At 75.8% G+C, this 18,881-nt stretch carries 19 protein-coding genes and 1 pseudogene; 8 read left to right on the plus strand and 12 right to left on the minus strand.

The window, feature by feature from the left end:
- Positions 1-18 precede the first annotated feature (18 nt).
- On the minus strand, positions 19-618 hold the full coding sequence (locus BJP59_RS12050; protein ID WP_076405974.1) for a PadR family transcriptional regulator: 600 nt from the start codon (positions 616-618) through the stop codon (positions 19-21).
- On the minus strand, positions 618-1,547 hold the full coding sequence (locus tag BJP59_RS12055; protein WP_194521034.1) for a DUF4097 family beta strand repeat-containing protein: 930 nt from the start codon (positions 1,545-1,547) through the stop codon (positions 618-620). The genes BJP59_RS12050 and BJP59_RS12055 overlap by 1 nt, the downstream gene beginning before the upstream one ends.
- Positions 1,548-1,776: 229 nt before the next feature.
- On the opposite strand from BJP59_RS12055, the gene BJP59_RS20410 reads away from it, so the two are divergent.
- Positions 1,777-1,851, plus strand: coding sequence for a 50S ribosomal protein bL37 (locus BJP59_RS20410; RefSeq protein WP_099052597.1), 75 nt, complete (start codon positions 1,777-1,779; stop codon positions 1,849-1,851).
- Between the two features lie 110 nt (positions 1,852-1,961).
- Here the strand turns inward: BJP59_RS20410 and rsrA are convergent, their stop codons facing one another.
- A complete protein-coding gene (gene rsrA / locus BJP59_RS12060; protein ID WP_021483111.1) occupies positions 1,962-2,297 on the minus strand; it encodes a mycothiol system anti-sigma-R factor in 336 nt (111 codons plus the stop codon).
- Positions 2,294-3,025 carry a sigma-70 family RNA polymerase sigma factor gene (locus tag BJP59_RS12065; RefSeq protein ID WP_082774795.1) on the minus strand — a complete coding sequence of 244 codons (732 nt, stop codon included), beginning with the start codon at positions 3,023-3,025 and terminating at the stop codon, positions 2,294-2,296. The genes rsrA and BJP59_RS12065 overlap by 4 nt, the downstream gene beginning before the upstream one ends.
- Before the next feature lie 313 nt (positions 3,026-3,338).
- Between BJP59_RS12065 and BJP59_RS12070 the strand changes: the two genes are divergently transcribed.
- The 4 genes from BJP59_RS12070 (at position 3,339) to hisN (ending at position 7,362) form a co-directional block, all read left to right on the plus strand.
- Complete coding sequence (locus tag BJP59_RS12070) at positions 3,339-3,965, plus strand: DoxX family membrane protein (protein WP_074807584.1); 627 nt, start codon at positions 3,339-3,341, stop codon at positions 3,963-3,965.
- Between the two features lie 82 nt (positions 3,966-4,047).
- Entirely contained in the window at positions 4,048-5,442 is a 1,395-nt protein-coding gene (gene aroA, locus BJP59_RS12075) for a 3-phosphoshikimate 1-carboxyvinyltransferase (RefSeq protein ID WP_194521035.1), read from the plus strand.
- The gene (gene rsgA, locus BJP59_RS12080) at positions 5,442-6,509 is read left to right on the plus strand and encodes a ribosome small subunit-dependent GTPase A (protein ID WP_194521036.1); all 1,068 of its coding nucleotides are present in this window, start codon (positions 5,442-5,444) and stop codon (positions 6,507-6,509) included. Before aroA ends, rsgA begins: the two co-directional genes overlap by 1 nt.
- 58 nt (positions 6,510-6,567) lie before the next feature.
- Positions 6,568-7,362: a histidinol-phosphatase gene (gene hisN, locus BJP59_RS12085; RefSeq protein WP_021482063.1), complete on the plus strand. Its 795-nt coding sequence runs from the start codon at positions 6,568-6,570 to the stop codon at positions 7,360-7,362.
- 57 nt (positions 7,363-7,419) lie between these two features.
- Here the strand turns inward: hisN and BJP59_RS12090 are convergent, their stop codons facing one another.
- From BJP59_RS12090 to BJP59_RS12100, 3 genes are all read right to left on the minus strand, one after another.
- A complete protein-coding gene (locus BJP59_RS12090) occupies positions 7,420-7,950 on the minus strand; it encodes a DUF6912 family protein (protein WP_194521037.1) in 531 nt (176 codons plus the stop codon).
- Between the two features lie 4 nt (positions 7,951-7,954).
- A complete protein-coding gene (locus BJP59_RS12095) occupies positions 7,955-9,022 on the minus strand; it encodes an AAA family ATPase (protein ID WP_228485022.1) in 1,068 nt (355 codons plus the stop codon).
- A 304-nt stretch (positions 9,023-9,326) separates the two neighbouring features.
- Entirely contained in the window at positions 9,327-10,028 is a 702-nt protein-coding gene (locus BJP59_RS12100; protein ID WP_171468205.1) for a hypothetical protein, read from the minus strand.
- 124 nt (positions 10,029-10,152) lie between these two features.
- Here BJP59_RS12100 and BJP59_RS12105 point away from each other — a divergent pair, with 124 nt between their 5' ends.
- Positions 10,153-10,368 (plus strand): helix-turn-helix domain-containing protein, encoded by a 216-nt coding sequence (locus tag BJP59_RS12105; RefSeq protein WP_061269161.1) that lies wholly within the window; start codon positions 10,153-10,155, stop codon positions 10,366-10,368.
- Positions 10,369-10,460: 92 nt separating this feature from the next.
- Here the strand turns inward: BJP59_RS12105 and BJP59_RS12110 are convergent, their stop codons facing one another.
- Entirely contained in the window at positions 10,461-11,000 is a 540-nt protein-coding gene (locus BJP59_RS12110) for a hypothetical protein (protein ID WP_194521038.1), read from the minus strand.
- Positions 11,001-11,140: 140 nt separating this feature from the next.
- Between BJP59_RS12110 and BJP59_RS12115 the strand changes: the two genes are divergently transcribed.
- Together BJP59_RS12115 and BJP59_RS19810 are read left to right on the plus strand one after the other, a co-directional pair.
- Positions 11,141-12,316: a LysM peptidoglycan-binding domain-containing protein gene (locus tag BJP59_RS12115; protein WP_194521039.1), complete on the plus strand. Its 1,176-nt coding sequence runs from the start codon at positions 11,141-11,143 to the stop codon at positions 12,314-12,316.
- Between the two features lie 28 nt (positions 12,317-12,344).
- Positions 12,345-12,935 (plus strand): Rv3235 family protein, encoded by a 591-nt coding sequence (locus BJP59_RS19810; protein WP_228485023.1) that lies wholly within the window; start codon positions 12,345-12,347, stop codon positions 12,933-12,935.
- Positions 12,936-13,083: 148 nt separating this feature from the next.
- On the opposite strand, the gene BJP59_RS20415 is transcribed toward BJP59_RS19810, so the two are convergent.
- The 4 genes and pseudogenes from BJP59_RS20415 to hpf all read right to left on the minus strand — a co-directional run bounded on the left by BJP59_RS20415 (position 13,084) and on the right by hpf (position 18,615).
- Positions 13,084-13,428 (minus strand): SEC-C metal-binding domain-containing protein, encoded by a 345-nt coding sequence (locus BJP59_RS20415; RefSeq protein WP_442861547.1) that lies wholly within the window; start codon positions 13,426-13,428, stop codon positions 13,084-13,086.
- Between the two features lie 224 nt (positions 13,429-13,652).
- Positions 13,653-16,149 (minus strand): annotated as a pseudogene (gene secA, locus BJP59_RS12125) (preprotein translocase subunit SecA); the annotation flags it as partial.
- Between the two features lie 303 nt (positions 16,150-16,452).
- Positions 16,453-17,697 carry a winged helix-turn-helix domain-containing protein gene (locus BJP59_RS12130; protein ID WP_194521040.1) on the minus strand — a complete coding sequence of 415 codons (1,245 nt, stop codon included), beginning with the start codon at positions 17,695-17,697 and terminating at the stop codon, positions 16,453-16,455.
- A 264-nt stretch (positions 17,698-17,961) separates the two neighbouring features.
- Positions 17,962-18,615, minus strand: coding sequence for a ribosome hibernation-promoting factor, HPF/YfiA family (gene hpf / locus BJP59_RS12135; RefSeq protein WP_061267518.1), 654 nt, complete (start codon positions 18,613-18,615; stop codon positions 17,962-17,964).
- Positions 18,616-18,881: the final 266 nt, after the last annotated feature.

The following is an 18,881-nucleotide window of genomic DNA, read 5'->3' on the forward strand; positions in this document are numbered from 1 at the left end:
GTCGGTGGTCTCGGGACGTCAGGGCAGGGTGGACCGCACGGCGCGGCGCGCGCTGTCGAGCACGGTGCGCAGCGTGTCGACCGTCAGCTCGGGCACCCCGCCGGTCGCGTCCGCCCGGCGCAGGTCCGCGCGGAGCTCGTCGCGGAAGCGCTGGAGCACGGCCTCCGCCTCGGCACGGCGCGCGGTCGACTCGCGACGGCGGGTGTCGTGCTCGCCGTCGCGCGGGCGGGCGCGCGCCGTCTGCGCGGCGGCGGCGAGCTCGGCGCGCAGCCCCCGCAGGGAGCCCTGCACGTCGGCGCGCAGCGCCTCGGCGCGCTGGCGCACCGTCTCGGCGATGCCGTGCTCGAGCGCCGCGACGTCCGCGCGCCGCGCCTCGATCTCGGCGCGCCCCGCGGGGGTCAGCTCGTACGTCGTCTTGCGCCCGTCGGCGCTGCGGTGGACCAGGCCCTCGTCCTCGAGCCGCGCGAGGCGCGGGTAGATCGTCCCGGCGCTCGGGCGGTAGGTGCCCCCGAACCGCTCGGAGAGCTCGGTGATGAGCTCGTACCCGTGCTTGGGCCCGGACGCGAGGAGCGCGAGCAGGTAGAGCCGGAGCTGGCCGTGGGCGAAGACGGTGGCCATCAGCGGTCCACCGGGCCGCTCGCGGAGGCCGGTCGGCCGGCGGGAGCACCGGGGCTGCCCCACGCCGGGGCGTCCGGGGCCGCGTCCTGCACCGGGGGCGCGTCGGCCGGCGCGGACGACGTCCCGGCCGTCCCCCGCAGGACCGTGACGTCGCCCGAGACGGCCGAGACGCGGACGGGCGCGCCCGCGCCGAGCCGCGCCGCGCGGTGGAAGGAGCGCGCGGATCCGCGCTGCTCCTCGCCGTCGACGACGAGCCGGCCGCTGAGGCAGCGCACGGCGTAGTCCATCGCGTCCGGGTCGGGCAGGCGCACGAGCACGTCGGCGGAGACGGCGCTCACCGTGATCTCGTCCGGGGTCGTGCGCGTGTCGACGGTCACGGAGCCGGAGACCGAGTCGAGCCGCAGCGAGCGCAGCGCGCCCGTGGCGGTGAGGCCGCCGGAGACGGACTCCATCCGGACCGGGCCGTCGTGCTCGCTCGCGGCGACCTCGCCGGAGACGGTGTCGACGCGCAGCGGGCCGCGCGTCCGGCTCGTCATGACGGCGCCGGACACGGTCGCGAGCCGCACGCCCTCGCGGGCTCCCGCGACGAGCGCCTCGCCCTGCACGGTCGCGACCTCGACCTGCGCGCCCGCCGGGACGGCGACGTGGACCTCCGCGGCGTCCTTGCCGGTGTACGTGCGGAAGCGCTCGAGGAAGCCCTTCCAGCCCGCCTCGAACGGGCCGTAGCCCACCCGGAGCGTCGTCCCGTCGAGCCGCACCTCGAGCGCGCGCCCGCTCACGGAGTGCACCTCGACGCGCGCGTCGGTCCGTGCCGGGTCCTCGTGCGCGACGACGTCGATGCGCCCGCCGATCATCGTCGCGTCGAGCCGGCGCACGAGCGCGAGGTCGATGGCCTGCGGACCGGTGAGGGTCCAGAGCTCCTGCGTCATCCTGCGCTCCGTCCTGGTCGCCGCGCACCATCTCGACCAGGACGGCCGAAGGGCACTCGCGATATATCTCGTTCTGCCAGACACGATATATCGCGTGCTCGACCGTGACAAGGGGTCGCGTGTGGGACCATGGGAGACGGACTGGACACGCCGAGACCGGTCGTTCCACGTCGACACCCGTCGAGAACCGCCGAGACCGGCAGCACTCCCCGACCGTCAGGAGAACACCATGAGCAAGCGCGGACGCAAGCGTCGCAGCCGCAAGGGCAACGCCGCGAACCACGGCAAGCGCCCCAACGCCTGAGACGGCGCAGCCCCCGCGAGGGGGAGCACGGAAGAGGGCCCGGACCGACGTCGTCGGTCCGGGCCCTCTCTCGTGCGCACGGGCCCCAGGGGCTGGCCCCCGGGCCCGGGTCAGCGGGTCTCGACGACCGTCGTCGTCGTGACCATCACGGTGAGCTGCGTGTGGATGCGCTCCCGCAGCCCTGCCGGCGCCTTCTCGTGGCACGAGCGGCGCACGAGCTGCTTGACGAGCTCCTCGACGCTCAGCTCGGCCAGGCACGGCGAGCAGTGCGCGACGTGCTGGCGCATGCGCAGCTCGTCGTCGGGCGTCATCTCGGAGTCCAGGTACTCGTACAGGTGCGTGAGCGCGTGCTCGCACTCGGACTCGCCCGCGGTCGAGTGCGGGATCGGGGTCACCGGCTCCTCGACCGGACCCCGTCCGGGCTCACGGGTCTCTGACGTGCTCACGACTCACCTCCGGGGCTCTTCGCGCCCACCAGTCCTCGCCTCGCGGCGTAGTCGGCCAGCAGCTCGCGCAGCTGGCGCCTGCCTCGGTGCAGGCGGGACATGACCGTGCCGATCGGTGTCCCCATGATCTCCGCGATCTCCTTGTACGGGAAGCCCTCGACGTCGGCGTAGTACACGACCATGCGCCGGTCCTCGGGGAGCTCCTGGAGCGCGCGCTTGACGTCCGAGTCCGGCAGGCGGTCGAGCGCCTCCGCCTCGGCCGAGCGCAGGCCCTGCGACGTGTGCGACGCCGCGCGCGCGATCTGCCAGTCCTCGACGTCGTCCGTCTGCGCCTGCTGCGGCTCGCGCTGCTTCTTGCGGTACGTGTTGATGAACGTGTTCGTGAGGATCCGGTACAGCCACGCCTTGAGGTTCGTGCCCGGGCGGTACTGGTGGAACGCCGCGAACGCCTTCGCGAACGTCTCCTGCACCAGGTCCTCGGCGTCCGAGGGGTTGCGCGTCATCCGCAGCGCGGCGGAGTACAGCTGGTCGAGGTACTGCAGGGCGTCCCGCTCGAACCGGGCGGCGCGCGCGGCGTCGCTCTCGGCCTCCGGGGCGCGGTTCGTGTCCTCGGCGTCCGTCGCGTCGGCGGGCAGCGTCGTGCCGGCGGGCGCACCGTCGTCCGGCGTCGTTCCCGACGTCGTCGCAGGGCTGCCGGAGACGTCGCTGCCGGAGATTCGCTCTGTCATCAACAACGAGCCTAGTCCCCCGTTCGTCTGGGTGTTCGATGAGGCGTCCCGCGCACGGCCCGGCACCGACCACGCGGCGGCGAACGCGGCGTCCGGCGCCGGGGATCCCGGGATCGGCGACGCGACCCGGGCGGCGGGTGCGGGGGTCTGGAGCAGGGCGGTCACGAGGGGTGCAACCCGCGAGCGCCCCCGGGCATTCCCGGCCCGGGCACCGCCGCGGGTGGCGCCGTCCCGGGGGGCGCGGCAGGCTGGGACCCACCGGAGGACGCCCGCCCAGGGCACCGGCGAGTCACCAGCGATGAGGAGAGAACCGATGCTGCTGCGTCACCTCGCGAGGCCCATGCTGGCCTCGTGGTTCGTCTACGACGGGGTCCAGGCCGCGCTCAAGCCGGCGGAGCACGTGCGGGCCGCGCGCGCGGGCGTCGAGCTCGTCGAGAAGCGCGTCGGCATCGAGGCCCCGCTCAGCGAGCGGCAGGTGACGACGCTCGTCCGCGCCCACGGCGCGGCGACGGCGGTCGCGGGCCTGTGCCTCGCCGTCGGCAAGGCGCCCCGGACCGCCGCGCTCACGCTCGCCGCGCTCACGGTCCCGCTGGCCGTCGTCAACCAGCCGTTCACGGGCGGCGAGGCCACGCGCACCGAGCGGACGCGGAAGTTCGTCGCGAACGTCGGGGCCATCGGGGCCGCGCTCATCGCGGGCGCCGACTACGAGGGCCGCCCGGGCGTCCAGTGGCGTCTCGAGCGGGCGCGGCACGACCTCGCGCTCGCCAAGCAGGCGAAGCAGGAGGCCGTCGTCGCGGGAGCGAAGAGCACGGCGAAGGACGTGTCGCGCTCGGCTCGCCGCGCCGCGAAGGCCGCCCAGGACGCCGCGCAGCACGCCGCGAGCAGCACCGCGGGCGCCGTGCACGACGCCGGGGCCGCCGTCCGCGCCAAGGTCGCCTGACGCGTCGCACCGCGCTGCCGAGCCCGTCCGCCCGGCGGGACCGGCCGCCGTCGGGCGGCGACGCTCCACTAGCCTGGACGCCATGACGACGCAGCCCCCCGCGCCCACCGACGCACCGTCCCCCGCCCCGGCCGACGCCTGGGTCGCGCCCACGGCGGGCGGGCCGCTCGACGCGACGGTCGAGGTCCCGGGGTCGAAGTCGCTGACGAACCGACTGCTCGTGCTCGCGGCGCTCGCCGACGGCCCCGGGACGCTGCGCGGCGCGCTGCGCAGCCGCGACGCCGACCTCATGATCGCGGCGCTGCGCGCGCTGGGCGTGGGGATCGAGGAGGGCGCGTCGCCGACCGAGCTGCACGTGACGCCCGGCGCCCTGCGCGGACCGGTCGACGTCGACTGCGGGCTGGCCGGGACGGTCATGCGCTTCCTCCCGCCGGTCACGGCGCTGGCGGACGGCGCGGTGCGGTTCGACGGCGACGAGGGCGCACGGGTGCGGCCCATGGGCCCGGTGGTGGCGGCCCTCAGCGCGCTGGACGTCCCGGTCGCGGGCGACGACGGCGGCAGCCTGCCCACGACGCTCCCGTTCACCGTGCGCGGGCGCGGCCGGGTCCGGGGCGGGTCCGTCGACATCGACGCGTCGGCGTCGAGCCAGTTCGTCTCCGGGCTGCTCCTCGCGGCGGCGCGCTACGACCAGGGCCTCACGGTCCGGCACGTCGGGCACACGCTGCCGAGCATGCCCCACATCGAGATGACGGTGGAGGTCCTGCGGGAGGTCGGGGTCGTCGTCGACGACTCGCGCCCGGCGATCTGGCGCGTCGAGCCGGGGCCGATCGCGGCGCGCGACGTGCAGGTCGAGCCCGACCTGTCGAACGCCGCGCCGTTCCTCGCGGCCGCGCTCGTCGCCGGGGGCACCGTGCGCGTCACGGGCTGGCCGACGGCGACCACGCAGCCCGGCGCGATGGTCCCCGAGCTGCTCGAGACCATGGGCGCCACGTCGTCCCTCGACGGCGACGTGCTCACCGTGACGGGCACGGGCGAGGTGCGCGGCGTCGACGTGGACCTGCACGCCGCCGGCGAGCTCGCCCCCACGATCGCCGCCCTCGCGGCCCTCGCCGACGGGCCCAGCCGCCTGCGCGGCATCGCGCACCTGCGCGGGCACGAGACCGACCGCCTGGCCGCGCTCGCGGCCGAGATCACGCGCCTCGGCGGGCAGGCCGAGGAGACGCGCGACGGGCTCGTCATCACGCCGCGCCCCCTGCACGGCGCCGTCTTCCGCACCTACCACGACCACCGCATGGCGACCTCGGCCGCCGTGATCGGGCTGCGCGTGCCGGGCGTCGGCGTCGAGAACGTCGCGACGACGGCCAAGACTCTCCCCGGCTTCGCGGGCATGTGGGAGCGGATGCTCGGCGGCTCGGCCGGGCCGGGGACCGGCTCAGGCACGGCCCCCGCGGCCGGCTCGGGGGCGGCGGCCCGCTGATGGCCCGCGTCCCGGACGAGTCCGACTTCCGCTCGCGCCCCGGCAAGCGCGGCAGCCGCCCGCGCACCAAGCAGCGCCCCGAGCACGCGGACGCGGTGACCGGGTTCGTCACGGGCGTGGACCGGGGCCGGTACACGCTGCTCGTGGGCGGGACCGACGACGGGACGGTCGTCGGCGCCGAGGACGAGCGCACGGTCCTCGCGATGAAGGCGCGCGAGCTCGGGCGCACGCGGATCGTGTGCGGGGACCGCGTCGACCTCGTCGGCGACGTCACCGGGGACGACGGCTCGCTCGCGCGCATCGTCCGCATCCAGGAGCGGTCGTCGGTGCTGCGTCGCACCGCCGACGACACCGACCCGTACGAGCGCGTCATCGTCGCGAACGCGGACCAGCTCGTCGTCGTCACCGCCCTCGCCGAGCCGGAGCCGCGCACGCGCATGATCGACCGGTGCGTCGTCGCCGCGTACGACGCCGGCATGGACGTCCTGCTGTGCCTCACCAAGGCGGACCTCGCCGACCCGGCGCCGCTGCGCGCGCTCTACGAGCCGCTCGGCGTCTCCGTCGTCGTCACGCGGCGCGCGCCCGACGGCCTCGCGCCGGACGGCTGGGCCATCGAACCGCTCGACGCGGTCCGCGAGGCGCTGGCCGGGCGCACGTCGGTGTTCGTCGGGCACTCGGGCGTGGGGAAGTCGACGCTCGTCAACGCGCTCGTGCCCGACGCCCGGCGCGCGACGGGGCACGTCAACGACGTCACGGGGCGCGGCCGGCACACGTCGACCTCGGCGGTCGCGCTGCGCCTGCCGGGCGGCGGGTGGGTCATCGACACGCCCGGCGTGCGGTCGTTCGGGCTCGCGCACGTGCAGGTCGACCACCTGCTGCGCGCGTTCGAGGACCTCGACGCCGTCGCCGCCGCGTGCCCGCGCGGGTGCACCCACCTCGACGACGCGCCGGACTGCGCGCTCGACGACTGGGTGGCGGACTCCCCCGACGACACCACCCGCGACGCCCGCGCGGCGCGGCTCGAGTCGTTCCGGCGCGTGCTCGCCTCGCGCACCGGCGCCGCCTGAGCCCGCACCCCGCGCGGCGCCTCCCCCGGCCCGTGCGCGCACCGCTACGGTGTGAGCCATGACGCCCCCCTCGACGCGCGGCTACGACGACGACCTGCGCCTCGCCCACGTGATCGCCGACCAGGTCGACGCCCACACCCTGTCGCGCTTCAAGGCGCTCGACCTGCACGTCGAGTCCAAGCCCGACTCGACGCCCGTGAGCGACGCCGACCGGACGGCCGAGGAGATCATCCGCGGCCAGCTCGGCCGGGCCCGCGGCCGCGACGCGATCGTGGGCGAGGAGTACGGCGAGACGGGCCACGGCGCCCGCCGCTGGATCGTCGACCCGATCGACGGGACGAAGAACTTCGTGCGCGGCGTCCCCGTGTGGGCCACGCTCATCGCGCTCGCCGACGGCGACGAGGTCGTCGTCGGGCTGGTGTCCGCGCCCGCGCTCGGCCGCCGCTGGTGGGCCTCGAAGGGTACCGGCGCGTGGACGGGCAAGTCGCTCGCCGCCGCGTCGCGCCTGCACGTCTCGGGCGTCTCGTCGTGGTCCGACGCGTCGCTCGCCTACGCGTCGCTCGACGGCTGGGAGGAGCGCGGGAAGCTCGAGCCGTTCCTCGACCTCATGCGCGGCGCGTGGCGCACGCGCGGCTACGGCGACTTCTGGTCGTACATGCTCGTCGCCGAGGGCGCGGTCGACGCGGCCGCGGAGCCCGAGCTCGAGCTCTACGACATGGCCGCGCTCGTGCCGATCGTCACCGAGGCGGGCGGGCGGTTCACGTCGCTCGACGGCGCCGACGGCCCGTGGGGCGGCAACGCCGTCGCGACGAACGGCCTGCTGCACGACGAGGTGCTGGGCCGCCTGGGCTGACGGGGCCCGTCACCCCGGCGGCGTCCCAGGCTCGGTCTGCCCGGGTTCGCCCCGGCCTCAGGCGCGCGGCACGTCCTTGAGCTCGGACCAGTCGTACCAGAGCAGGTCGCGCTCACCCACGCGCTCGATGGCCGCGTCGAGCGCCGCGTCCGCGTCGGGACCGTCGTCGTCCGCCGCGGCGAGCACGGCCTCGACGTCCGCGACCGCCTCCGGCTCGTCGACGTGCACGCACACGATCGCGACGTCGGGCACCGTGCGCAGCACCTCGACGGCGCTCGGGGCGGGCGCGTCCTCGTCGTCGGAGTCCTCTGCCCCCACGACCTGGACCGCGCCGTCGGGCACCTCGAGCGTGACGACGAGCCGCTGCCGCGGCGCGTCCGGGCGTGATGCGACGAGCGCGAGCGAGTCGTCCGCCGCCTCGAGCGCCGCTGCGTACTCGAGACCCTCCTCGTCCTCGTCGGGCAGCGCACGCGTCAGCGCGGCGGTCACGGCGTGGGCGCCGCGCGGGGCGACGGTCCAGCGGGCGGCGTCGGCGGTCACGGTGACGGCGTCGAGCTCGTCGAGCGTCGCGGGGAGATAGATGCGCATGGGTTCAGTGTGCCGCCTCGAGCACCGGACCGGGCGCCGCACCACGCCCGGACGGGACGGCCTCCCGCACCGCCTCCGCGAGCCGGGCCAGCGCGCGCCGGGCAGGGCTCGCCGGGGTGGTCTCGCCGAGCGTCCTCCCCTCCCGGAGCGCCACGTCGACGGCGGTGTCCTCCGGGACGACGTGCAGGTCCTCGACGCCGGCGTACCGCGCCATCGCGTCGCGCACCGCGCGCTCGGGCCGTGGCCCGACGACGCTCGCCCGCACCCGGTTCACGACGACGACCCGGGCCGCGGCGACCGCCGCCCCGGAGTCTCCCAGCTCGTCGAGCGCGCGGACGAGGCGCTGCAGCCCGACCGGGTCTCCGCCGCCCACGACCACGACGACGTCCGCGGCGCCCAGCGCGCTGAGCGTCGCGTCGTGGCGCTGCGGGGCGCGGGTGTCGTAGCTGAGCAGCTCGTCCTGCTCGATGCCGAAGCCGCAGTCGACGACGGTCCAGTCCGCGACCGACCGTGCCACCTGCCACACCGCGTCGAGCGACGGGCCCGGCAGCTCGGGCCAGCGCGCCGCCCGGGCGAGGCCCGTGAGGACCCGGACTCGGGGCACGAGCACCGGGGCCAGCGCGCGGAGGCCCGCGGCGTCGAGCACGCCCTGACCGGCGCTGCGGGCCGCGGCGGCGAGCCCCGGGGACTCGTCGAGCAGCCCGAGGCGCTGCGCGACCGTCCCGCCGTACGTGTCCGCGTCGACGAGCAGCACCTCGGCCGGAGGCCCGACGGTGGCCGTGGGAGCCGCGTCGACCTCTCGCGCGCGGCGTGCGGCGCGGCGCCGACGGGGCCGCCCCGCGGGTGCCGGGCCCGCGAGCTCGACCGCGAGGTTCGTCGCGACGGTCGTGCGGCCCGGCGCCCCGGTCGGGCCCCAGACGACGACGGTCCGGCCGTCGCGCCGGTCGCCCTCGCCGTCGGCCGGCACGGGCGCCGGGACGCGGGCGGGCGCGCCGGGCGGGCCCGCGTGCCCGGTGCGCGCCGGCACGACCGCCCGGACGGCGTCGCACAGGGTGCCCGGGGACCGGTCCACGTCCACCACGGTGTCCACCCCGTGGGCCCGCAGCCGGTCCTCTTCCCACGTGCCCCCGGGGCGAGCGCGACGACCCGGACGTCGTGCGCGTGCAGGTCGGCCACGGCCTGCCGGTCCAGCGCCGGGAGGTCGTGCGAGACGACGGCGACCCGCCCGGCCCCCGCGGCCGCCGCGGCGAGCAGCTCGACGACGTCCGCGCAGCGCCGCGTCACCCGCAGCCCGGACGCGTCGAGCGTCGTGACGACCTCCGCCTCGCGCGCCCCGCGGACCGCGCACAGGACCGTCGTGACCGTGGTCGCGCCGCTCACCCCGCACCGCCGACCGGGACCAGCGCGAGGGTCCCCTCTCCCGCGACGGCGGCGAGCACGGCGGGGAGGTGGTCGACCTCGACGAGCAGGTGCACCGTCGTCGGCCCGCCGACCACGAGCGTGCCCTCGCCCTCGTCGACCTGGGCGACCGTGACGCCGCCGACGAGCATCTCCGGCACGGCGCCCGGCCCGTCCGGGACGTCCTGCGCAGCGTCCGGGGACGGTGCGGCGGCGGCCTCCGGGACGTGCCAGAGGTCGACGTCGGCGCCGGCCACGATCCGCTCGGAGAGGCCCGACGTCACGGGCACCGCGACCGCCCGCACCGCGAGGTCGGTGGCGGCACCGAGCGCCGTCGCGGGGACGAGCTCGCCCGCGGCCACCGTCCGCAGGACGACCGCCTCGTCCGGGAGCCCGTCCTCGACGAGCAGGTAGCGGTCGGTCTGCGCGCCGAGCCGCACCTCGACCGTGCGCAGCTCGGCCGCACCGACGGTGGTGCCGGGCGTCAGCGGCGTGCCGGCCGCGTACACCGCGACCGTCCGGCTCGCGCTGCTCACGGCCCAGGACCCCAGCGCGACGGACAGCGCCACCACGACGACCCCCACGAGCAGCCGCGGGTCCTTCCAGCCCGGCCGCCGCAGCCGCGCGGCGGGCGGGGGCGTCGCGGCCCCCGGGACGGGTCGTTCCACGGTCGTCGTCATCCATCTCCCCCTCGGTGGTCGGCACGTCGCCCGTGCCGCGGCTTCATGATCCCCGGTCGGCGGGGCGCGTGGCAGGGCCTGTGGACGAGCACCGCGGTGGGGCGTGGCGTGCCAGACTGACGCCATGCCCCAGCGGTTCCTCACCCTCGCCGACGTCACGGACGAGCTCAACATCTCGGCGGCGCAGGCGTACGCGCTCGTCCGGTCGGGAGAGCTCCCCGCGATCCAGGTGGGCGGACGCGGCCAGTGGCGGGTCGAGGTGAGCGAGCTCGAGGCGTACATCCAGCGCATGTACGCGCAGACGCGCCAGCGCATCGAGGCGGGCGACTTCGACGGCTGACGGCGCGCCGTCGCGCCTCCGCCGCCCCGTGCCGCGTCCCCACGCCGTCGTGCGACGGCGTCCCTGCTCCCCCGGCTCCCCCTGCCGCGCGCTCACCTCGGTACGTACCCCGTCTCCGCCTCGCTGACGCACACGAGGGCCGACCAGGGGACCACCCGCGCGCCGTGGGCGCTGCCCGGCGACGGCTCGAGGTCGAGATGGTCCTTCCCCACCCGGGCGACCCACCCGGAGCAGGACCCGGCGGCCGTCCGCACCTGGACCGGTCTCCGGTCCCGCTGGAGCGCACGCAGCGCGTGCCCGAGGCCGAGCGTCGCCGACCGGGACGAGCGCGGCGGGTCGGCGTGCCGCCCGAGTCCTCGCACCGCGACCACGGCGTCCAGCGGGACGAGGTGCTGCCGGCTGCCGTCGACGACCAGCGCCCACTCCTGCGCGACCTCCCGCACCTCGCCGGTCACCGCCGACGCGTCGCGGAGCTCGAGCGTCACGGGCCCCGGCGCGGCGCGCATCCGCTCGGTGAGAAGCACCGTCGCGTGCTCCGCCCGGGTCAGGTCGGCGACCGCGGCGACGCGGTCCTGCGACTCCGCCGCGGCGAGCTGCGCCGCGAGGTCGTCGAACAAGGCGTCCCATCGCATCGGCACACCGTAGCGGGGCGCCACCGCACCCGACCCTCCGTCGTCCACATCACGGGACGGGCCTGGACAGGCGTCGATCCTGCGCGCTTAGATCGACGTGTCGCCATCAAACGACACCAAACGACATCAAAAGCCGTCGAGTGCGCGACGGCAGGCAGGGGGCAACGATGGACCGGGGTACTGCTGCATCCCGACGAGCCGGGGGTCTGCTCGCCCTCCTTGCGCTCGTCCTCGTCCTGGGCGGCGCGACGACCGTCCTGTCGCTCCGGGCGCTGCACCTCGTCGCCGCGCTCCCGACGCACCGCGTCGAGCCCTGGGTGGAGCTCGGCGCGGTGTCGGTGGGCGCGCTGGCCGCCCTCTGGGTCGCGCTCAGTGCGCTCGTCGCGGTGGCCTGCGTGGCTGCCGAGTCCGCCGGGCGGTCCTGGACGACGGGAGAACGCCTCCTGCGCCGCGCGGCGCCGGCCGTCGTCCGGCACGCGGCGCGCGCCGCCGTCGGCGCCACCGTCGGCGCGGGCCTGCTCGTCGCCGGCGGGACGGCGCACGCGGCCACCCCGGCGGACGACCCGGGCGTCGTCGCCGTCGATCTCGGGTGGCGACCCAGCGGTGCCGTCGCCGGGGGCGAGGGCACGGTGTCAGGGAACGGCGCGTCGGAGAGCGCCGCTTCGACGTCCCGGACGACCCCCGGCACCTCGTCCGCCACGGCGGACGGCTCCACGACGGGCTCCGGCGGTCCGTCGAGCACCCGGGCGGACGCCGCGCCAGGCCAGCCAGCGCCGGTCACCTCGGTGCCGCCGTCTTCGGTGCCACCGTCGTCCGTGCCGGCGCCTTCGGTGAGGCCCTCCGGGGTGCCGGGGGACGCGGGCACGTCGCAGGACCCCCACCGCTCGCAGGGTGCCACCTCCGCAACGACCGGCGCGACGCCGTCGACGAGCGCGGAGAGCGCTGGTACGGGCGACACCGCCGAGTCCGGAGGGACGCACGCCGCCGGGGCGGGCGTCGTCGGCCAGGGAACGGAGGCCTCCGGCGCCGCGGGACCGACGGTCGCCGCGGAGGGGGCCTCGTCGGACGCCGCCCGCCAGCGCGACGCGGCGCTGGCCGTGACGCGCGACGTGCCCGGTCCGGAGACCGCGCCGGAGGTGGTCGTCGTGCGCGGCGACTCGCTGTGGTCGATCGCTGCCCGGCACCTGCCCGCGGGGTCCACCGACCGGCAGGTCGCGGAGGCGGTGGAGCGCTGGTACGCGACGAACGCCCATGTCGTGGGCGCGGACCCCGATCTCGTCCGGCCGGGCCAGGTCCTCGTCGCGCCGTCCGCCTGACCCCAGCCGACCTCGAAGGAGCCCCACCATGACCGCTCCCCTGCTGGCCGGCGCGCACGCCCCGGTCACCACCGCGACACCTGCGGCCGCACCGACGGCCCCGCCCTCGATCGGGGCCACGGTCCGCCCGCTCCGCTCGACGAGCGTCCCAGCCGCCCCGCCGGCGCGGCTGCTCCGCTGCCTCGGCGACCCGACCGTCGCCACGGTCGACGTGACCGACCCGACGGCGGCCCGCGTGCCGCAGCACGTCGTCCGGGGTCGTCCCCTCGGGCGCCCGACGACGCCCGTGCCGCTGCCGGACCCGACCGCGCTGTGCTGCGCCGTGGTCCGGGCTGCGGTCGAGGTCGTCCGGGGCGAACGCACGGTCGGACAGCTCGCACGGTGGGTGTCGCCGGAGATCTACGAGGCGCTCGCCCGGCGCGCCCGGCTCGTGGCCGACGGCCCGGGCGAGACCCCGGCCCGCCCGGTCGCCGTCCGCCGCGCGCGGGTCCTGCGCATCGGCGACGGCGTCGCCGAGGGGACGGTCGTCGTCCAGGACGGGGACCGGGTCCGCGCCGCCGCGGCGCGGCTGGAGGCGCGCCGCGGAGCCTGGCGCGTGGTCGTGCTCGAGATCGGCTGAGCCCTTCCCGCACCAGGCACGACGACGCCCTTCCCGGACCCGACAGCCCCGACGGCCTTCCCTGGCCGGGTGCGACGACGGCGAGGCGCCCACCCGCAGGTGGACGCCTCGCCGTCGTCGTCAGGGCACCCGGCGGACGAGTGCCCGGTCAGGCCTCGTTCTGGCCGTGGCAGACCTTGTACTTCTTGCCGGAGCCGCACGGGCACTGCGCGTTGCGGGGCGTGCCCGGGAAGGTCCGGCCGTCGCTCTCGACCGCCGTCGCCTCGCCGTGCAGCGCGCGGCGCGAGCGTCGGCCCGCGTCGCCGGACACGACGGCCTGGCCCGTGCCGTCCTCGCTCGGGGCGGTGTACGACAGCGGGACCTGGCGGTCGGGGCCGTCGAGGCCCTTCGCGATGAGCGTGCCGGGGCGGTCACCGCCCGGGCCCTCGGCCCCCGCACGTGCCGCCACCGGCTCCGGCGCGACCGGCGCGTCCTCGACGGGCGCGTCCTCCACGGAGGCGTCCTCGACCGGCTCGTCCGCGACGGGGGCGCCGTCGACGGGCGCGTCCTGCGTCGGAGCCGCGTCGCGCTGCGCCGCCGCCGCGAGACCGGCCGCCGCACCCGCCGACGCGGCACCCGCCGCGCCGCCGAGCGCCTGGCCCGCGGCCGACTGCGCGGCCTGCGCCGCACCCGCGACGGAGATCGCCGGCGCCTGGCCCGTGGCCGCGCCCGGCTCGGCGACCTTGACCTCGAGGTTGAAGAGGTACCCGACCGTCTCCTCCTTGATGGCCTCGGTCATCGCCTGGAAGAGCTGGAAGCCCTCGCGCTGGTACTCGACCAGCGGGTCGCGCTGCGCCATCGCGCGCAGCCCGATGCCCTCCTTGAGGTAGTCCATCTCGTAGAGGTGCTCGCGCCACTTGCGGTCGAGGACCGAGAGCGTCACGCGACGCTCGAGCTGGCGCATGTTCGCCGCGCCGAGCTGCTCCTCGCGGTTCTGGTAGGCGATGCGGGCGTCCGAGAGGATCTCCTCGAGCAGCATCTCGCTCGTGAGTCGCGTCTCGCCGCCGGCCTGCTCCACGACCTCGTCCACCGTGATGGAGATGGGGAACACCGCCTTGAGCGCGGTCCACAGCCCCTCGAGGTCCCAGCTCTCCGGGTTGCCCTCGGCCGTGGCGCCCTCGACGTACGCGGTGACCACGTCGGTGAGGAAGTGCTGCACCTGCTCCTGCAGGTCCTCGCCCTCGAGCACGCGGCGGCGCTCGTCGTAGATGACGGTGCGCTGGCGCGAGAGGACGTCGTCGTACTTGAGGACGTTCTTGCGGATCTCGAAGTTGCGCGACTCGACCTGGCCCTGCGCGCTCGCGATGCCGCGCGTGACCATCTTCGACTCGAGCGGCACGTCGTCGGGGAACCCCGCGCGGTTCATCATCGACTCGGCGAGGGTCGAGTTGAACAGGCGCATGAGGTCGTCCTGCATGGACAGGTAGAACCGGGACTCGCCCGGGTCGCCCTGACGGCCGGAACGACCACGGAGCTGGTTGTCGATACGGCGCGACTCGTGCCGCTCCGTGCCGAGGACGTAGAGACCGCCGAGCTCGCGGACCTCGTCGTGCTCCGCCGCGACCGCGGCCTTCGCCTTCTCCAGCGCGTCGGGCCAGGCGGCCTCGTACTCCTCCGGGTTCTCCGCCGCGTCCAGGCCGCGCGCCGCGAGGTCCGCGACCGCCATGAACTCGGCGTTGCCGCCGAGCATGATGTCCGTACCGCGGCCGGCCATGTTCGTCGCGACCGTCACGGCGCCCTTGCGGCCCGCGAGCGCGACGATCGCCGCCTCGCGCTCGTGCTGCTTCGCGTTGAGGACCTCGTGCGGCACGCCCTGCTTCTTCAGCTTGGACGACAGGAGCTCCGACTTCTCGACGCTCGTCGTGCCGACGAGCACCGGCTGGCCCTGCGCGTGGCGCTCGACGATGTCCGCGACGACGGCGTCGAACTTGCCCTCCTCGTTCTTGTAGACGAGGTCGGGCTGGTCGACGCGCTGCATCGGGCGGTTCGTCGGGATCGGCACGACGCCGAGCTTGTAGGTGCCCTGGAACTCGGCCGCCTCGGTGTCGGCGGTACCGGTCATGCCCGCGAGCTTGGAGTACAGGCGGAAGTAGTTCTGGAGCGTGATCGTGGCGAGCGTCTGGTTCTCCGCCTTGATCTGCACGCCCTCCTTGGCCTCGATGGCCTGGTGCATGCCCTCGTTGTACCGGCGGCCGGGCAGGATGCGGCCCGTGTGCTCGTCGACGATCATGACCTCGCCGTTGAGCACGACGTAGTCCTTGTCGCGCTTGAAGAGCTCCTTCGCCTTGATGGCGTTGTTGAGGAACCCGATGAGCGGCGTGTTGAGCGACTCGTACAGGTTGTCGATGCCGAGGTAGTCCTCGACCTTCTCGATGCCGGGCTCGAGCACGCCGACCGTGCGCTTCTTCTCGTCGACCTCGTAGTCCGTCCCGGGGTTGAGACGGCGCACGACCTTGGCGAACTCGCCGAACCAGCGGTTCGTGTCGCCCGAGGCCGGGCCCGAGATGATGAGCGGCGTGCGCGCCTCGTCGATGAGGATCGAGTCGACCTCGTCGACGATCGCGAAGTTGTGGCCGCGCTGCACGAGGTCGTCCGTGGACCACGCCATGTTGTCGCGCAGGTAGTCGAAGCCGAACTCGTTGTTCGTCCCGTACGTAATGTCGGCGGCGTACTGCTCGCGCCGCTGCGCCGGCGTCTGGCCGGACAGGATGACGCCGGTCGACAGGCCGAGGAAGCGGTACACGCGGCCCATGAGCTCGGACTGGTACTTCGCCAGGTAGTCGTTCACCGTGACGACGTGGACGCCCTTGCCCTCGAGCGCGTTGAGGTACGCGGCCGTCGTCGCGACGAGGGTCTTGCCCTCACCGGTCTTCATCTCGGCGATGTTGCCGAGGTGCAGCGCCGCACCGCCCATGAGCTGGACGTCGAAGTGCCGCTGGCCGAGCGTGCGCCGCGACGCCTCGCGCACCGCGGCGAACGCCTCGGGGAGCAGGTCGTCGAGGGTCTCGCCCGCCTCGAGGCGCGCCTTGAAGCGGTCGGTCTCCTCCCGCAGCTCCTCGTCGGTGAGATCCTCGAAGCCGGGCTCGAGCTTGTTCACCTGGTCGGCGATGCCGGACAGCTTCTTGAGGATCCGGCCCTCGCCGATGCGAAGGACCTTGTCGAGGATCGAAGGCACGCAGGACTCCCGTATCGATCGGTGCCCGGGCCGGGTGGTCCGGGAGCAGAGCCGACGCTCTGCCGCGCGGGCGCGCACGGCAGCGGACGTCGGCAACGTCACACAACATCGTAGGGGAGTCGGGGCCGCGCCGGTCCCGTCCGGGTTTCGCCGACGACGAACCTCTCCCCCGCGACGTCGTCCGCCAGCCTACGGCGGGGGCCACCCGGGCCGGGCGCCTCGTCCACCACCGACGCGGCGGTCGAGACGACCGCGGCGGCGGCGCCGCCGGCGACGAAGGCAGCGACGACGGCAACGACGACGTCAGTGCGCCGCGACCTCGGCGGCGAGCGCGGGCGCCAGGTCCCCCGCCGGGGCGACGTCGACCTCCGGCACCCCGAGCCACCGGCCCAGCACGTGCAGCTCGGCGGCGAGGCGCGCCGCCGTCTGCGGCCCGGCCGCCTGCTCGCGGTGCGCCGACTGCACGCGCAGCACCCCGGCCCGACGGTCGGCCTTGAGGTCGACGCGCGCGGTGAGCGCCTCGCCCTCGAGGAAGGGCAGGACGTAGTAGCCGTGCACCCGCTTCGCCGCGGGCACGTAGATCTCGATCCGGTAGTGGACGTCGAACAGCCGCTCGAGGCGGGTCCGCTCGAACACGAGCGGGTCGAACGGGTTAAGCAGCGTCGTCCCCGTCGCGCGCCGCGGGAGCGCCGCGTCCGCGTGCAGGTAGGTCGGCTCGTCCCACCCCCGCACGGTCACCGGGCGCAGGGTGCCCGCCTCGACGAGCTCGTCGAGCGCCGTCCGTACCGCGGGCCCCTTGAGCCGGAAGTAGTCGCGGAAGCAGCGCAGCGTCCCGACGCCGTGCGCGCGGGCGCCGATCTCGAGCAGCGCCCGGACGGCGTCGGCGTCCGCGACCGGCGGCGCCGCGACGACCTCCGGCGGGAGCACGCGCTCCGTGAGGTCGTAGCAGCGCTCGAACGCGCCGTTGCGGCGCGCGGACGTGATCTCCCCCGTGAAGAAGAGGAACTCGAGCGCGCGCTTCGCGACCGTCCAGTTCCACCCCCACTGCGAGCGGTCGCGCGGGTGCGCCCGCCCCTCGGCCTCGAGGATCTCGTGCACCTCGCTCGCCGTGATCGGGCCGCGCTCCGTGACGAGACGCCGCACGTCCTGGACCGCCTCGGAGTGGCTCATCTCGACCGCGCTGATCGTGCCCCACGCCTCCGTGCGGTACCGGCGGCGGCGCCACTCGAGCAGCGGCCACGTGCTGGGCGGCACGTAGGACGCGACGTGCGCCCACGTCTCCACGAGCCGACGCGGCGCACGGCCCGCCGCGCGGTCGAGCAGCGCCGTGTCGTACGGGCCGAGCCGCGCGTACAGCGGCATGAGGTGCGCCCGCGCGAGCACGTTGACCGAGTCGATCTGGAGGAGCCCCAGGCGGTCGATGACCCCCTGGACCTGCCGCATCGTCGGGGCGCGCCCCCCGGACCCGGCACGCGCGGCGACGTCCGGGCGCTCCCGGTGCAGCCCTTGCGCGGCGAGCGCGACACGGCGCGCCTGGGACAGGGACATCGACTCGGACCTCGACGGCGTGGCGACCACCCTCCGATCCTGCCCGCCCCCACCCACACGCCGACCCGCCCCCGCCGAGCAGGCGGTCCTGGCGCGTCCCGGCCGCCGGACCCGCCACGACCACCTGCTCGGCCGACCGGGATCGCCTGGTCGGCGGCGGACGGCGGACGGCGGGCGGCGGGCGGCGGGGTCGGTCAGCGGACGACGGGTCCGGACAGCACGACGCGCCCGGACCCGTCGAGGGTCCGGGCGCGTCGGGTGCGGTCAGGCGCTCTTCTCGACCGTGGCGTCGGCGCAGTCGCAGGACGTGTCGAGCGCGACGACGCCGTACGTCCAGCCGCGGCGGCGGTAGGCGACGGACGGGCGCGACGTCTCGATGTCGACGAAGAGGAAGAAGTCGTGGCCGACCATCTCCATCTCGTACAGGGCGTCGTCCACCGTCATGGGCTCCGCGGTGTGCAGCTTCTGCCGGATGACGACGGGCGAGTCGCCGAGCGTCGTCTCGACGGCCTCCCCGGGCGCGGTCGGCGCGGTCGGCGCCGGCGGCGGGGGTGCCTCGTGCGTGGCCGGGTCGTAGGGACGCACGTCGACGGGCGGCACGACGGTGTGGTTGCGGTGGTCCTTGCGACGGTCGCGGGCGCGGCGGAGCCGTTCCGCGAGCTTGTCCATCGCGAGGTCGAGGGCGCCGAACCGGTCGTCGGCCGCGGCCTCGGCGCGGACGACGGGTCCCTTGGCCCGCACGGTGAGCTCGACGCGTTCGCGGACCCCCGAGAGCCTCGGGTTGTTCTCGTGGGTGACCTCGACGTCCACGCGCTGCGCCGTGGGCGCGAGCTGCTGGACCTTGGCGAGCTTGTCCTCCACGTGCCGGCGGAAGCGGTCTGCCACTTCCGTGTGCCTGCCGACGACGACGATCTCCATGTGAGCCTCCGCGAGGATCTAGTGCGACGCCCGGCCCGGTGCGTCCGGGCGCCTCGTTCGGATTCGGTAGGAGCACCCGCTGCCGGGTGCGGTGGGCTACCACCTCCTTGCGGCGCAGGGCCGCGCGCTCGGTACGCTCGCGCGGCGGCGCACGTGTCCTGCACGTCCGTCGTCCGCGGCGACTGGCCCTCAGCCTAACCCCGGGTCCGGGGTGTCGGCAGCACCAACGGGAGGTGAACGAGGGGACCTTCGGCCCCCGCGGCGCG

The sequence above is a fragment of the Cellulosimicrobium sp. JZ28 genome, from assembly GCF_015327065.1.
GTDB lineage: Bacteria > Actinomycetota > Actinomycetes > Actinomycetales > Cellulomonadaceae > Cellulosimicrobium > Cellulosimicrobium funkei.

Bases quoted from the DNA above. Each gene is read 5' to 3' on its own strand.
- BJP59_RS12050 (WP_076405974.1), bottom strand. From the start codon at position 618: ATGGCCACCGTCTTCGCCCACGGCCAGCTCCGGCTCTACCTGCTCGCG.
- BJP59_RS12055 (WP_194521034.1), bottom strand. From the start codon at position 1,547: ATGACGCAGGAGCTCTGGACCCTCACCGGTCCGCAGGCCATCGACCTC.
- BJP59_RS12065 (WP_082774795.1), bottom strand. From the start codon at position 3,025: ATGACAGAGCGAATCTCCGGCAGCGACGTCTCCGGCAGCCCTGCGACG.
- BJP59_RS12070 (WP_074807584.1), top strand. From the start codon at position 3,339: ATGCTGCTGCGTCACCTCGCGAGGCCCATGCTGGCCTCGTGGTTCGTC.
- aroA (WP_194521035.1), top strand. From the start codon at position 4,048: ATGACGACGCAGCCCCCCGCGCCCACCGACGCACCGTCCCCCGCCCCG.
- rsgA (WP_194521036.1), top strand. From the start codon at position 5,442: ATGGCCCGCGTCCCGGACGAGTCCGACTTCCGCTCGCGCCCCGGCAAG.
- hisN (WP_021482063.1), top strand. From the start codon at position 6,568: ATGACGCCCCCCTCGACGCGCGGCTACGACGACGACCTGCGCCTCGCC.
- BJP59_RS12090 (WP_194521037.1), bottom strand. From the start codon at position 7,950: ATGCGCATCTATCTCCCCGCGACGCTCGACGAGCTCGACGCCGTCACC.
- BJP59_RS12100 (WP_171468205.1), bottom strand. From the start codon at position 10,028: ATGACGACGACCGTGGAACGACCCGTCCCGGGGGCCGCGACGCCCCCG.
- BJP59_RS12105 (WP_061269161.1), top strand. From the start codon at position 10,153: ATGCCCCAGCGGTTCCTCACCCTCGCCGACGTCACGGACGAGCTCAAC.
- BJP59_RS12110 (WP_194521038.1), bottom strand. From the start codon at position 11,000: ATGCGATGGGACGCCTTGTTCGACGACCTCGCGGCGCAGCTCGCCGCG.
- BJP59_RS19810 (WP_228485023.1), top strand. From the start codon at position 12,345: ATGACCGCTCCCCTGCTGGCCGGCGCGCACGCCCCGGTCACCACCGCG.
- BJP59_RS12130 (WP_194521040.1), bottom strand. From the start codon at position 17,697: ATGTCCCTGTCCCAGGCGCGCCGTGTCGCGCTCGCCGCGCAAGGGCTG.
- hpf (WP_061267518.1), bottom strand. From the start codon at position 18,615: ATGGAGATCGTCGTCGTCGGCAGGCACACGGAAGTGGCAGACCGCTTC.